At 66.0% G+C, this 13,168-nt stretch carries 14 protein-coding genes; 7 read left to right on the top strand and 7 right to left on the bottom strand.

Annotation, left to right across the window (positions count from 1 at the left end; genetic code table 11):
• Position 1: 1 nt before the first annotated feature.
• The 3 genes from CXQ90_RS06070 (at position 2) to CXQ90_RS22030 (ending at position 1,520) form a co-directional block, all read left to right on the top strand.
• Positions 2–862 carry a phosphogluconate dehydrogenase C-terminal domain-containing protein gene (locus tag CXQ90_RS06070; RefSeq protein ID WP_104137725.1) on the top strand — a complete coding sequence of 287 codons (861 nt, stop codon included), beginning with the start codon at positions 2–4 and terminating at the stop codon, positions 860–862.
• Between the two features lie 175 nt (positions 863–1,037).
• Entirely contained in the window at positions 1,038–1,193 is a 156-nt protein-coding gene (locus CXQ90_RS22280; RefSeq protein WP_181038441.1) for a hypothetical protein, read from the top strand.
• Between the two features lie 54 nt (positions 1,194–1,247).
• The gene (locus CXQ90_RS22030; RefSeq protein WP_146068848.1) at positions 1,248–1,520 is read left to right on the top strand and encodes an alpha/beta fold hydrolase; all 273 of its coding nucleotides are present in this window, start codon (positions 1,248–1,250) and stop codon (positions 1,518–1,520) included.
• A gap of 27 nt (positions 1,521–1,547) precedes the next feature.
• Here CXQ90_RS22030 and CXQ90_RS06065 read toward each other — a convergent pair whose 3' ends face one another.
• The 7 genes from CXQ90_RS06065 to CXQ90_RS06035 all read right to left on the bottom strand — a co-directional run bounded on the left by CXQ90_RS06065 (position 1,548) and on the right by CXQ90_RS06035 (position 8,180).
• Complete coding sequence (locus CXQ90_RS06065; RefSeq protein ID WP_181038440.1) at positions 1,548–2,060, bottom strand: gluconokinase; 513 nt, start codon at positions 2,058–2,060, stop codon at positions 1,548–1,550.
• On the bottom strand, positions 2,060–2,371 hold the full coding sequence (locus CXQ90_RS06060) for a putative quinol monooxygenase (RefSeq protein ID WP_104137722.1): 312 nt from the start codon (positions 2,369–2,371) through the stop codon (positions 2,060–2,062). The genes CXQ90_RS06065 and CXQ90_RS06060 overlap by 1 nt, the downstream gene beginning before the upstream one ends.
• Positions 2,372–2,494: 123 nt before the next feature.
• Positions 2,495–3,691, bottom strand: a complete 1,197-nt coding sequence (locus tag CXQ90_RS06055; protein WP_104137720.1) for an ABC transporter ATP-binding protein — start codon at positions 3,689–3,691, stop codon at positions 2,495–2,497.
• A 2-nt stretch (positions 3,692–3,693) separates the two neighbouring features.
• A complete protein-coding gene (locus CXQ90_RS06050; protein ID WP_104137719.1) occupies positions 3,694–4,587 on the bottom strand; it encodes a carbohydrate ABC transporter permease in 894 nt (297 codons plus the stop codon).
• A 4-nt stretch (positions 4,588–4,591) separates the two neighbouring features.
• Positions 4,592–5,539: a carbohydrate ABC transporter permease gene (locus tag CXQ90_RS06045; protein WP_219816639.1), complete on the bottom strand. Its 948-nt coding sequence runs from the start codon at positions 5,537–5,539 to the stop codon at positions 4,592–4,594.
• A gap of 26 nt (positions 5,540–5,565) precedes the next feature.
• Positions 5,566–6,831, bottom strand: coding sequence for an ABC transporter substrate-binding protein (locus CXQ90_RS06040; RefSeq protein WP_104137717.1), 1,266 nt, complete (start codon positions 6,829–6,831; stop codon positions 5,566–5,568).
• Entirely contained in the window at positions 6,828–8,180 is a 1,353-nt protein-coding gene (locus tag CXQ90_RS06035; RefSeq protein ID WP_104137716.1) for an NAD(P)H-dependent oxidoreductase, read from the bottom strand. Before CXQ90_RS06035 ends, CXQ90_RS06040 begins: the two co-directional genes overlap by 4 nt.
• 273 nt (positions 8,181–8,453) lie before the next feature.
• Here CXQ90_RS06035 and CXQ90_RS06030 point away from each other — a divergent pair, with 273 nt between their 5' ends.
• The 4 genes from CXQ90_RS06030 to CXQ90_RS06015 all read left to right on the top strand — a co-directional run bounded on the left by CXQ90_RS06030 (position 8,454) and on the right by CXQ90_RS06015 (position 13,164).
• Entirely contained in the window at positions 8,454–9,479 is a 1,026-nt protein-coding gene (locus tag CXQ90_RS06030; RefSeq protein ID WP_104137714.1) for a LacI family DNA-binding transcriptional regulator, read from the top strand.
• Positions 9,480–9,616: 137 nt separating this feature from the next.
• Positions 9,617–10,528 (top strand): NAD(P)-dependent oxidoreductase, encoded by a 912-nt coding sequence (locus CXQ90_RS06025; RefSeq protein WP_104137713.1) that lies wholly within the window; start codon positions 9,617–9,619, stop codon positions 10,526–10,528.
• Positions 10,529–10,988: 460 nt separating this feature from the next.
• Complete coding sequence (locus CXQ90_RS06020) at positions 10,989–12,584, top strand: SulP family inorganic anion transporter (RefSeq protein ID WP_258064380.1); 1,596 nt, start codon at positions 10,989–10,991, stop codon at positions 12,582–12,584.
• 181 nt (positions 12,585–12,765) lie between these two features.
• Positions 12,766–13,164 carry a hypothetical protein gene (locus CXQ90_RS06015; protein WP_104137711.1) on the top strand — a complete coding sequence of 133 codons (399 nt, stop codon included), beginning with the start codon at positions 12,766–12,768 and terminating at the stop codon, positions 13,162–13,164.
• The last annotated feature ends 4 nt before the right edge of the window (positions 13,165–13,168 follow it).

The following is a 13,168-nucleotide window of genomic DNA, read 5'->3' as shown; positions in this document are numbered from 1 at the left end:
AATGTCAGCAGTAAACTTGACCGTCGCCGTCATCGGAGCCGGAGGCAAAATGGGGCTGCGTGTTTCAGCCAACCTCCAGAAGAGCGCGCACACCGTTTTCTACAGCGAGAACTCACCCGCCGGCCAGGACCGTGTCCGTGCCGAAGGACGCGAGATCAGCAGCACCGAGGACGCCATCAAGGACGCCGACGTCGTGATCCTCGCCGTCCCGGACACCGTCCTGGGCGTCGTTTCCCAGGGTGTGGTGCCGCAGATGAAGTCCGGCGCCATCCTGCTCACCCTGGACCCGGCCGCCGCCTACGCCGGCCTGCTGGCCAAGCGTGACGACGTGGTCCAGGCCGTGGCGCACCCCTGCCACCCGTCCGTGTTCCTTGAACGCACCACCAAGGAAGAATGGGCCGACACCTTCGGCGGCCAAGGCGCCCCGCAGAACGTGGTCGCCGCGATCGACGAGAACACCCAGGCAGCAACCCGCGATTCGGCCGAGGCCGTCATCCGCACCATCTACGCCCCCGTGATCGACGTCCACTGGGTCACCGTCAAGCAGCTCGCCATCCTCGAGCCCACCCTCGTGGAGACCGTGGCCTGCATGATCGGCACCCTGCTCAACGAAGCCCTGCACGAGACGGTCAACACCTGCGGCGTTCCGGAGGAAGCCGCCAAGGCCATGCTGTTCGGCCACGTGCAGATCGCCCTGACCAACGCCCTGCGCGGTTCCAACCCGTTCTCCGAGGCCTGCGAAATCGCCATCCAGTACGGCAAGGACACCATCATCAAGGACGACTGGAAGAAGATCTTCGACGACTCCGAACTGGACGGCGTCATCGCCAAGATGCTCAAGCTCGACGCCGTCAAGCACTAAGCAGCGTCCCGGGGGGCGGCCCGCGCCGCGGATGAAGCCCCGAGGGCTGCGCCAGCTGACCTGCGCCCGCTGCCACAGATGTGAGCGGGCGCAGCCCGGGCCCCACCCAGCCCGGACGACGAGGGGAGACGCACCCTGGTGCCTCTGCGGCGCCCTCGTCCTCGCGGGGCGGGCGGTGGCCGGCGCCGTCATCGGGACGGGCTTCGCCCAAATCTGCGTCGCCGTCCTCGGTCCCGTACAGCCCGCGGTGTACACGGTCTTCGGGATCGTCGGCATCGCCGCCCTGGCCTCCGCACTGAAGACACCCCGCCTGGGCGACACAACCACGTAGGCGGCGTGCGCCGCGCCACAGCGGTGAGGGGACCCTGCTGGGTACAGTGTGCAGGTGAAGATTGCCCTGGCCCCTGACGGCGCAGAGCTGGTGTGGGTCGATGACGGCGAGGGGGAGCCCTTGCTCCTGATCGCCGGCCAGGCAACAGGCATGGCCGGGTGGGGGCCTACCGCCCAGGCCCTGGCACATCATTTCCGTGTCATCCGCTATGACCAGCGGGGGATCGGCGGCAGCGGCCAAGGCAGCGCCGACCGCTCTCGATCATCCGGAGACCATCGGATGGATCCGCCAGTTCATCGCCGCCAAAGCGCGCCGTGTGCCGATTGATTGAACAGCCAGCCCAACACCTGGCCCCTACACGGTCGCGTCGGTCCTGCGTGCCAAGTGCTCAACGATCCGGGCAGCGGTGGCTTCAACGCCTCCCTCTGAGGTCAGCATCACGCCGGTTTCGTCCGCTTCGAGCGGCTCGAGGGTCTCGAGTTGTGAGGTGAGGAGCGAAGCCGGCATGAAATGCCCCGGACGTGCGGTCAGGCGATGATGCAGCACGGACGGGTCGACGCTCAGCAGGACGAATGTGGTTGACGGTTCGATGTCGCGGATAGCGTCCCTGTAGGCGCGTTTGAGCGCCGAACAGGCGACGACGGTTCCCTCCGGCCGCCCGGTGGAGAGCTCCGCGCCGACGAGCTTGAGCCACGGCCACCGGTCTTCGTCGGTCAACGGGGTGCCCGCCGCCATCTTCGCCACGTTCGCCGGAGGGTGCAGGGAGTCGGCGTCCGTGAAGACCGCCCCGATGCGGGCGGCAAGCGCTTCGCCGACAGTCGATTTTCCGGCTCCGGACACGCCCATAACCACCACCGGACCTCGCATCAGAGCGTTCCCTGGTGCGGGGTCCCCGCGGCGATGGGTTCGAGCCGGATGACTTCAACCGGCTTTTTCAGCAACCCGTCGAGGGAGGCGTTGAGGCGCTTGACCGCATCTCCCTCGCCGTGCGCGTCCAGCAGTTCCGCGGTCTCCCATTTTTCGATCATGAAGATCTCGCCCGTGGGTGCTTCGTGGATGGCGTACAGGAGGCATCCCGGTTCCTGGTGTACTTCGGTGATGGCGGGGGACAGTGCGGCGACGACCTGGTCGAACGCGCCGTCTTTGGGGGTGAACGCTGCCGTGACGATGATGGGCATTGGTGTCATTTCCTTGTCTGTGAAGGGCAAGCGGAAGGAGGAATGGGCGCGGACCGGCGGAGCGAACTCCGTCGGTCCGCGGCAGTCCTCAGGGATGGAGTCAGGCGGATGGGGGGGCGTTGGCTAGCCGAGCGAGGACAGCATGCCGGCCGCTGAGATTTCCTTGGCCGGAGCAAGGTTCAGGCCGGTCTCGCTGTCGAAGTAGCTTGCAAGCCTGTCCTGGAGTTTCACCGTGCAGGGATCCCCGACCATCAGGCGGGTCTGGCCCGCTTGGCGGATCCAGATCAGTTCGTCCTGGTTGAGTTCCCAGAGTTTCAGTCCGAGGTCCTGGCCGGGCTGGACGCCGATCAGGGTGTCCGCGCCGAGGTCTTCGATTCTGCGCACGGTTGCCGGCAGTCCGTCCTCGCTGGTGTCGCCCGAGAGGCTAAGGTGCTCGGGCCGCAGCCCCAGCGTGACCGCACCATTCCCGATCCGGACTCCTTCGGGCGCCGGGAGGCGCAGCCCGCCGACCGTGGGGAGCCCCTCGGTGACGGTCGCGTTCATGAGGTTCATGGGCGGGCTGCCGATGAAGCGGGCCACGTAGGTGTTGGCCGGCCGTTCGTAGATCTCCTGGGGCGTGGCGTGCTGCTGCACGATGCCGTTGTGGAGGATCACGATTTGCGTGGCCATGGTCATCGCTTCGACCTGGTCATGGGTGACGTAGATGAACGTCTTGCCGGTCAGCCGGTGGAGCCTGACTATTTCGCCCCGGAGTTCCGCGCGCAGCTTGGCATCGAGGTTGGACAGCGGTTCGTCCAGCAGGAACATCGAAGGGTTACGGATCAGGGCGCGTGCCAGGGCCACACGCTGGCGCTGGCCGCCGGAGAGTCCTCCGGGCTTACGGTTCGCGTACTCGTCCAATTCCAGCATTGAGGAGACGTCGGCGACCTGCTTGACGACGTCCTTGGACGACCCGAAGATCCGGCGTGCAAAGGTGCTGATGCCGGGGATGTGGTGCCAGGCCTTGAACCTGTCCAGAGCCAACGGGAACGCGATGTTTTCGCGGACCGTCAGGTGCGGATAGAGCGCGTAGGACTGGAACACGAAGGCGACGTCGCGTTCGCGCGGGCTTTGACGGTTCACGCGCAGGTTGTCGAAAATGACGTCGCCTGCGCTGGCATCCGTGAGCCCGGCAATAATGCGCAGCAGGGTCGACTTTCCGGACCCCGACGCGCCGAGCAGGACGAGGAACTCGCCGTTGTCGACGTCGGCGCTGAAGTCGTGGATGACCCGGGTGTCTCCGAAGCGCTTGCTGATGTTGCGTAGTGAGAGCTTTGCCATGATCAACCTTTGACTGAGCCGGCCGTGAGGCCCGAGACGATGCGACGCTGGACAAGAAGGAAGAAGATCAACGCCGGCAGGGTGAACAGCAGGGCTGCGGCCATGACGGAGTTCAGTGAGGTCAGGTACTGGCCGACGAACGAGGCCAGTCCCACCGACGCCGGCCACAGGTCGCGTTCGGCGATGAACGTCTTGGCCAGGAGGAACTCGTTCCAGCCGTCGAAGAAGTTGATGACGGCGGCGGCCGCGATGCTGGGAAGGATCAGCGGGGTGAGCACCAGCGACAGGATGGTGACGCGGGGGCAGCCGTCCACTGCGGCGGCCTCTTCGATTTCGTAGGGAATCGCATCGATGGCTCCCTTGATGATCCAGACGCTCACGGGCATCGTGAACGCAACGTTGGCGAGGATCAGGCCGCCCATGCCGTTGAGCAGGCCGAGTGAGGCGAAAAGCGCGTAGATGGGGACCACGAGCAGTGCTTCGGGCAGCATCTGGGTGGCGAAGAGCAGGAACCCCGCAGCGCCTTTGCCGTGGAACTTGAATCGGGACAGGGCGTAGCCGGCCAAGACCGCGAAGATGAGGGACAGCAGGGTGGTTCCGCCGGCAATGACCATGGAGTTGGTCAGCCATTTGAAGATCGGGACGCTACCGATGACGTCGCCGAAGTCCGCAAGCCGCTCCCAGTGCGGCCACCAGCCCTGGGCCTGGCCGTACAGTTCGGAGTCCTGGCTCAGCGCCGTGTTCAGCATCCAGTAGAGCGGGAAGCCGGAGAACAGGACCAGGGCGGCCAGCATGATGAAACGGACCGGCTTGCTGAAGTTCCGGTTGCCCGGTGCCTTCAGACGCCGCTTGTGAGGGGCTGTCCGGGCGATAGGTGGTGCTTCTTGCGTGGTCATTGTTCTAGGCCTCCTTGGCGGCGTTGCGCCGTTCCATCATGAAGTAGACAACCGTGACGAGCAGGGACAGAACCAGGCCGAGGGCGCCGATCGCTGCTGCGCGGCCCAGTTCCTGGTTGCTGAAGGCCTGCCGGTAGACGTTGACGACGAGGGTGTTGGTGGTGTCTACGGGGCCGCCACCGGTCAGGAGATAGATGATCTCGAAACGGCGGATGGACCAGATCGTCATGAGGAGGGTGACTACCCGGACTGTCGGGGCGATATGTGGCCAGGTGACGGCCTTGAAGGTTTCCAGTGCACCGGCGCCGTCCATGCGGGTGGCCTCGTAAAGTTCGCTCGGGATCGACTGCAGTGAGGCAAGAACCACGAGCATGACGAGGGGCATGACCTTCCAGACGGAGGTCAGGACCACAGCGGCCATGCCGAATTTCGGATCAACCAGCCAGCCCTGCTGGCCGACTCCGAGCACTCCGACGACTTCGTTGAGGACGCCGTCGGAGCGGTTGAAGATCCAGCTGAAGATCAGGGCGGTCGCCACCGTGGGGACGGCCCACGGGAACGTGATGATGGCCCGGACAATGGTCCGTCCCTTGAAGGCCTGGTTGAGGAGCAGGGCTGATCCTGCGCCGATGGCAACGGCGAAGATGACGGTCGCCGCCGTGTACAGGATGGTGGCCCCGAGCGAGTTGTAGAACTGGGGGCTGCTGAGCAGGCGGGAGTAGTTCTCCAGCCCCACGCCGGTGCCGCCGTCGGGCCGTACCAGCGGGGTCTTGGTGAAACTGAGCTGAATGCCCTGCACCACCGGGATGATCATGAAGATGATCAGGTAAATAACCGCGGGGCCGATGTAGATATACGGGGAGATCCGCTGCCACATGTGGTGCCTGGAGGGAGCATCCTGTATCTGGTTCTGTGCCACGGCGGGCGGGGAGATCGAAGTTCGGAGCGACATTGCCCGGATCCTTTGCTTTGGTCCACTCAGCCAAGCAGCTGAGTTACTTGTTTCTGTGCGGTGGAGAGTGCCGCAGCGGCGTCACCGCCGTCCACCAGGTAGCGTTCCACCTGGGTCATCACTTCCCGCATGATGGCCTTGGTCTGAGCTTCGTAGCCCCTGATGAGGGGGCTGCGCGACTCCGAAGCCAGGTCGATGAAGGCCTTGGCCCACGGGTTGGCCGCGGCGTAGTCCGGTGCCAGGGGGACGTCGGTGGCCAGCGTGGACGGGCCCATGGCCTTTCGGAGTGCTGCCTGCCCGGCGTCCGACCCCACCCAGCCGACAAAATCGACGGCCAGGTTCTTGTTCTTGCCGTAACCGTTGACGGCCAGCACGATCTCCTGGTGCGCGGACGGCTGGGGGAGCGGGATACGGTCGGCAAAACCGATGTCGGCCGACTTCAGGGTCTTGGAGGACCGCAGGATACCGGCCACCGTGGAGGAGACGTCGATCATCATGCCGAGCCGTCCCTCGCGGAACTTGGTGCGCATCGTTGATGCGTCGTCACCGATGGGCATGGCGCCCGAGCGGTAGATTTCCCCGAATGCCTCGACGCCGGCAATGTTCTCCGCCGAGTCGATGGTTGGCCGGGTGCCGTCCGACCAGGATCCGCCGTGCCCGTAGGTCCATACATCGAAGTCCATGAACCAGGAATCGAATTCCGTCATCTGATGGCGGACGCCGAACCCGTCCAGGCCCGTCGCGGAACGGATCTGGGTTGCAGCCGAGATGAGCTCCGGAACGTTGGTGGGCGGGGTGACGTTGGCCTTCTCCAGGATGTTGCGGTTCCAGAAGAAGTTCCAGTTCAGCCGCTCCCACGTGATCCCGTACTGCACCCCGTTGACCAGCCCGGACTTGTTCGTATGGTTGAACGGCCTGCCCTTGTGGGAGGAGATGACGGAGGTGAGCGGGGCCAGGATGCCTGCCGCGGCCAGCGGGTAGAAGTTGACGTCCTGCACGACGAAGACGTCCGGGCCTCCCTTGCCGCCAAGCTCGGTGTTGAGCTTGTCCGCGAAGGAAAGGAACGGTGTGGTGCTTTGGGCCAGGCTGGCGGAGGGATTCGCTGCCTTGTAGGCCTGAATGGCCTGCCACATGGCCTCGCCGCGGCCCGGTTCGAGCCACTGCCAGCTGCCGAACTTCAGTGTGCCGCCGGCCGACGCCGCCCGGTTGGGGTCGATGCCCGGGGTGGCCCCGCAGCCGGCGAGCAGCATGCTCGCTGCGGCGGCTCCCAGGAATGTACGCCGGTCGATCATGGCGCGGGCACCACTTCGAGTGCGAGGGCCTCCGTCTCACGCCGCAGCTTCAGGGCTTCTTCCAGGGAGGTATCGATTTCGACGTCGTCCCAGCCGACGATGCCGCCCTCGGGTACATCGTTGACGAGCTTGACGTGGTGGGCCATGGCGACGGGAAGAGCCCGGTCGCGGACCGACTTTTCAGCGGAGATCAGTTTGCCCCAGACCGTGAAGCCGCCCTCGCCGTCGAGAATTTCCCCGGCGCGCAGGTCCTTCTTGGCGCAGGCAACGACGTCGGCGTGGAAGCCTTCCGGCGCGCCGGTGGCGACACCGCGAAGTACGGCGTTGGCGATGGAGACGTTGAGCTCCAGCCCGACGTAGTGGTAGGGGCGGTACAGGGCCGCGTACTGGCCGGTGGGGTCCGGGTGCCAGGGGTATTCCTGGAAGCAGCCCGAAACATAGTCATTGGTGGCCTTGACGACGACGAACACGCCTTCCTGGGTGTTGTGGGGGATCCAGTCGCCCTCACGCGTCACGCTGGACATGACGTCGACGCTTCCGGCGTTGGCGAGCACGCCGCCGTCAGCGGCGGGACGGCAGATCGTGGCGATCTCTTCCACGTCGCCGGGGGTGAAGGTCAGTCCTTCATCGGATGGGCGCAGGCCCGCAGCGTTGGCAACGGCCGCCATCTCGATGGCGGCTTTGGTGCCGTCACGGAAGGAGGTGTGCATGTAGGGGTTGAGCTGGCCGGAGTCCGTCAGTTCCTTCGAGAATTCCCAGTTCTCCCAAACGTTGTCCGGGTTCATCTGGTGGTAGTGCGAGAGGTACTTGGCGCCCTTGCCGGCACAGACGACGTCGAAGCCCGAGGTCCGTGCCCAGTCCACCAGCTCCCAGATCAGGGCCGGCTGGTCACCGTAGGCCAGTGAGTACACAAGGCCGGCTTCCTGGGCGCGCTTGGCCAGCGCCGGTCCGGCGAGGGCATCTGCCTCAACGGTCACCATGATGATGTGTTTGCCGGTCTCGATGGCGCGGAGTGCGTGGTTGATCCCGACGATGGGGTTGCCGGTGGCCTCGACGATGACGTCAAGGTCAGCGTCGAACAGTACGGACGCGTCGGTCACGACGGTGGTGGCTCGCGTGGAGATAGCCGTCTCGATGTCTTCAACGAAGGCTTCCTCAGGCCAGTCGACAAGCTTGAGCGCGCCCTTGGCCCGTTCTGCGTTGATGTCGGCAATAGCTACGACATGGATCCCGGGGATGTTGCGGGCCTGCGCCAGGTACATGGTGCCGAACCGGCCGGCGCCGATGAGCCCCACCCGGATGGGATTGCCTTCGGCCTCGCGTTGGGTCAGGAGTTTGTGCAGATTCATGGCTACCTTTCGTGGATACGGCGCTGTCCCGGATTGGATGCGAACCGACGGCGTTGCCGTTGCAAGCCGTGTGCTTGGGGGCCCACCGTTCCCGAACCCGGCCTGGGCGCTCTCTCCTTCGAGAATGTGCCGCGACGGCCTGGGGATCGGGTCTGGGTAAACAGAGTGGAACCGGTTACACTTTTATGTCATAGGGCTTGGGGTGAGGTCAATACCCTAGGCTGAAAAAGTTCCCAGATGTCTCGGGGACGCTAAGCAGAACGAGGAGTAAGCGTGCAAAAGCAACCGACGATCCGTGACGTTGCCCATGCGGCAGGGGTGTCCGTCGCGGTCGTTTCCCGCGTCCTCAATCCGGGCTCCGGCCCTGTAGCGGCAGCGACGCGCGGCCGGGTGAACGATGTGATGCAGACCCTCGGATACCACCCGCGGACTGCCGCCCGGGAGCTGAAGCACGGGCCCGCCACCACCCTAGGCCTCCTGCTCGCCGATGTCTCCAACCCGTTTTTTGCCCGGCTGGCCGACCATGTGGTGCAGGAAGCGCATGCCCGTGGAATCCAGGTGCTGCTCATGACCACGCAGGAGGATGACCGGCTGGAGTCGGAGCGCCTGTCCACGCTCATCGAGCGCCGGGTCAGCGGGATCATCGCGACTCCGACCGGGAACAACCTGGAAATCTGGAAAAAGCTCCAGGACATGGGCGCCGATGTGGTCTTCGTGGACCGTTCGATCCCCTCGCTGCCGGAGGTCGACGTCGTAAGCATCAACAACACGGAGTCGGCACGGGCCGCTACCGCCCTGTTGGCCGCGCACGGTCACCGCCGCATCGGAATCATCTCGGGGCCGGCCTCGTCCACCACCGGGCGCGACCGGATTGCGGGCCACCGTCAAGCCCTTGAGGCGGCAGGCCTGGACCAGGATGACCTCCTCATCCGGTCGGCGGCGTTCCGCGGGGCGGCCGGCGGGGATGCAGTCACGGCGTTGCTGAGCCTGGAGCATCCCCCCACGGCCCTCGTGGTGGCTAACACCGCTCAGGTGACGACGGTGCTGCGCCGCCTGGCGCACGCCGGAGTTTCAATACCGGACGAACTGTCGGTGATCGTGTTCGAGGATTCCCCCTGGACTGAACTCATGACGCCGCCGCTGACCATTGTCCGGCAGCCCATCGACCTGCTCGCCCGGCACTCCGTGCAGCTTGCCCTCTCCAACGCGAGCGGACAGACATCGGGAAAGCCGACGACGATCCGGGTTGAGGCCGAGCTCATTGAGCGGTCCAGCGTCGCGCGGCCTGGGTCCAAATAGCCGCAGCTCGTTTACAGCCGACCCGACGGCATGGTACAAAAGTAAACCGGTTCCACGACCTGTTTACGCGAACCACCGGCCGGGCCTGCGTTGCGAAGCGACTCGCGGCCGGAGCGCCCCAAAAGCAAAGGACCTTCATGATGGAAACCGCCCGACCCTCGCTCGCGCTTCTGGGACTGGGGCCCATGGGTGAGCCCATGGCACGCCGGCTGCTGGAGTTCCATGACGGCCTCGTCGTCTGGAACCGGACGTCGTCCAAGGCGCAGCCCTTGGTCGCGCTGGGTGCCCTCGCCGCTTCCTCGCCGGCCGACGCCGCGTCCGACATTGTTCTCACGGTCTTGCCGGACCTCGGCCAGGTCGAGTCGCTGCTGCCGGGTCCTGACGGGTTGCTGGCAGGGTGGGCCGCCAAGGGCACCGCCAAGCCGATCCTGGTGGTCCACGGGACGGTTTCCCCGATCGCCGTGGCGGCCTTCGGGGAGAAGATGCTCCATGAGCACGGGGTCCGGGTCCTTGACGCGCCCGTCAGCGGAGGCACCGTAGGGGCTGAAAACGGATCGCTCAGCATCATGGTGGGAGGCGACGAGGAGGCTGCGCGGTCCATCAGCCCCGTCCTTTCCGCCATGGGTAGTACCATCCGGTACATGGGCCCCGGCGGCTCGGGCGCCCTGGCCAAGGCCTGCAACCAGATTGTCGTGGCTGCCACCGTCACGGCCGTTTCCGAGGCGATGCTCCTGGCCCGCAGCGGGGGCCTGGACCTGTCGGTGATGCTTGAGCTGCTACGCGGCGGACTTGCTGATTCCGAGGTCCTTCGCCAGAAGGGCCACCGCTGGCTGAGCGATGACTTCTCCGGAGGCGGCAGCGCAAAGAACCAGCTCAAAGACCTCGGGTTCATCTTGGACGCCGCTTCCGCCGGAGGTCTTGAGCTTCCACTTAGCAGCAGCGTGACCCGACTGTTCGGTGAGATGGTGGACCGCGGCGACGGCGCCCTCGATCACACGGGAATCCAGCGCACTCTCGCGCTCCGCTCCGCCCGCACCGCCGCACTCTGACCAGTCAGGCGGACCTGCCCATCCGTTTCCTTGCCATCGCCGCGAAGTAGCCGGCCGTCACTTCCAACGTGGTGCCGCGGCCGCTCAACACGAGCGCGAGGCGGCGTCCGGCGAAAAGAATCATCCGGCACGGCCCGGGGTACACAGTTGCCGGTTCCCATGTGACTTGAACCGGCCCCTGATTTCGGCCACAGCGCTCCGCTCATCCGGCGCGAGCGCATCCTGTCCCGGGGCTTCCCGCGGAACCACAGTCCGGTCAGCATGATGTGGCGCTGCACGCCCTCCCGGCCGTAACAGTCCGGGAGGGCGGCGGGCTTATGCAAACGAATGGATTTTTGGCTGTGTTAAGCGCTTTGTTGCGGCTGCGGGCGGTGTTTCTTCTCACCGCCGGCACCCTTGCGGCCATCCTTGGCGCGTCAATAGCGTGGATCGGGAACCTTCGAACGAGCCAAGGACTGATATGCCCGCCCCAGCCGCCACGGACCCCGACACCCTCCCCACGACGAACAGCCGGCCCCCGCTCCTGACACTCCTGAAATCCGGACTTCGCTGGGATCTTCCGGCATCCCTCGTGGTCTTCCTTGTTGCCGTTCCGCTGTCTCTCGGCATCGCTGCGGCGTCGGGCGCCCCGGTGATGGCCGGCCTGATCGCAGCGGCGGTCGGCGGGATCGTGGCCGGCAGCCTCGGCGGTTCGCCACTGCAGGTCAGCGGCCCCGCCGCGGGCCTGACGGTCATCGTCGCCGGACTGATCGAGCAGTTCGGCTGGCCAGCCACCTGTGCCATCACCGTGGCCGCCGGCGTCCTGCAGGCGCTCCTGGGCCTGGCCCGGGTGGGACGCGTGGCGCTGGCCATCGCGCCCGTCGTCGTCCATGCCATGCTGGCCGGAATCGGCATCATCATCGTCCTGCAGCAGTTGCACGTGATACTCGGCGCCGAGGCGGGCGAGGCGGCATGGCAGAACGTCACGTCGCTTCCGGCAAGCGTGGCCGTCCTCGACCCGCAGGCGGCGTTTCTCGGCGCCGTCGTCATCGCGCTGCTGCTCGCGTGGAAGCACATGCCGGCGCCCGTCCGCCGCGTCCCCGGCCCGCTGGTGGCAGTGATCGCCGGCACCGCGCTTTCGCTGCCGTTCAATTCCGACGTCGACCGGATCACCTTCGACGGTTCCCTCCTGGACGCGTTGTCCATCCCGCATGTTCCGCAAGGGGAGTGGGGCGCCGTCGTCGTGGGTGTTATCACCATCGCGCTGGTGGCCAGCGTCGAGTCACTGCTCTCTGCCGTCGCCGTGGACAGGATGCATCACGGCAAACGAACGGACTTCAACCGTGAACTCCTCGGCCAGGGGGCCGCCAACGTGACGTCCGGCATGCTGGGCGGCCTTCCCATCACCGGGGTGATCGTGCGCAGCGCAACCAACCTCGAGGCCGGGGCGCGAACCCGCAAGTCCGCCGTGCTCCACGGAATTTGGGTCCTGGTGTTTTCGCTTCTTCTGGCCGGGCTCATCCAGCTGATTCCGCAGGCCGTGCTGGCGGGACTGCTGATCATTATCGGCGCGCGGCTGGTGAAGGTGGCCGACTTCCAAACCGCCCGGCTGACGGGGGACATGACGGTGTATGCCCTGACTCTTTTCACGGTGGTGTTCGTCAACCTCCTGGCGGGGGTGCTGACCGGTCTTGGCCTCGCCATGTTCCTGGTGCTGTGGCGCGTGGTCCGCGCCCGGATCCATGCAGAGCCGCTGGGCGGACCTGACGGGCAGCGCTGGCGCGTCGTCATTGACGGGTCCTGCAGCTTCCTCTCGCTCCCGCGCCTCAGCAAGGTGCTGGGCTCGGTGCCGCCGGCCTCACAGGTGACCGTGGAACTCGATGTCGACTTTCTTGACCACCCGGTGCACGACACCCTGGATGCCTGGCGCCTGCGGCACGTGGGCAACGGCGGCAGCGTGGAGATTGCGGAAAGCGGCACCGCGAGGCTCCATGATGCGCAGGCAGGGCCACCCGTTCGCGGTCATTCCAGTGCTGAACGCGATGGCCGGGTGCGTAGTGCGGAACGTTCCGGGTAGTTCCGGCCCGGAAAGACGGGTAGCTGCCTCGCGTGACTTCACCGCACGGCGGGCCGTTGAATGGTCTGGCAGGGCAACGATTCAAATCGGCGGGGGGCAACACCATGGTCTTTACACAAAATCCGGCCGTGCCCGGGCAGGGGTTCATGGCGCCCGGTCCTAGAGCGTCACGGAACGTGCCATGAGCCCGGGGCTCACCTCGGCCGTGCAGTTCGCCGGATCGCTGCCGGGTTCCATCCTGCTGACGCTGGGGCAGGCGCTCGTGGTCGTTTGCGCCTGCTTCGACATGGTCCGGGCGCTCTCTGTTCCCCGTTCGCACCGCCGTTACCTGGCCAACACGGTGTTCCGGACCCTCGCGCCGCCGGCCATTCTGTTCACGGCATTCAGCGTGCTGATCGACGCGGCGAGCGCGGCATGGCCGGACGTCACCGCCGGCATGTTCGTGCTGGTGGTCGTGACCTACCGGTGGCGCACGGACAGTGACGAGGACAGCTGGTGGAAGGGCAAGGGCAAAGCCCTCGGCCGGTGGATCCGCACTAGGGCCTCGCTCCCGTCGCTTACAGCGCCCGCGTCGGCGTAGGGTC

It is taken from the genome of Arthrobacter sp. ZGTC131, assembly GCF_002929275.1.
Taxonomy (GTDB): Bacteria; Actinomycetota; Actinomycetes; order Actinomycetales; family Micrococcaceae; genus Arthrobacter.
Note: the sequence above shows the minus strand (reverse complement) of the source record. Positions and strands in the feature narration are given on the sequence as shown.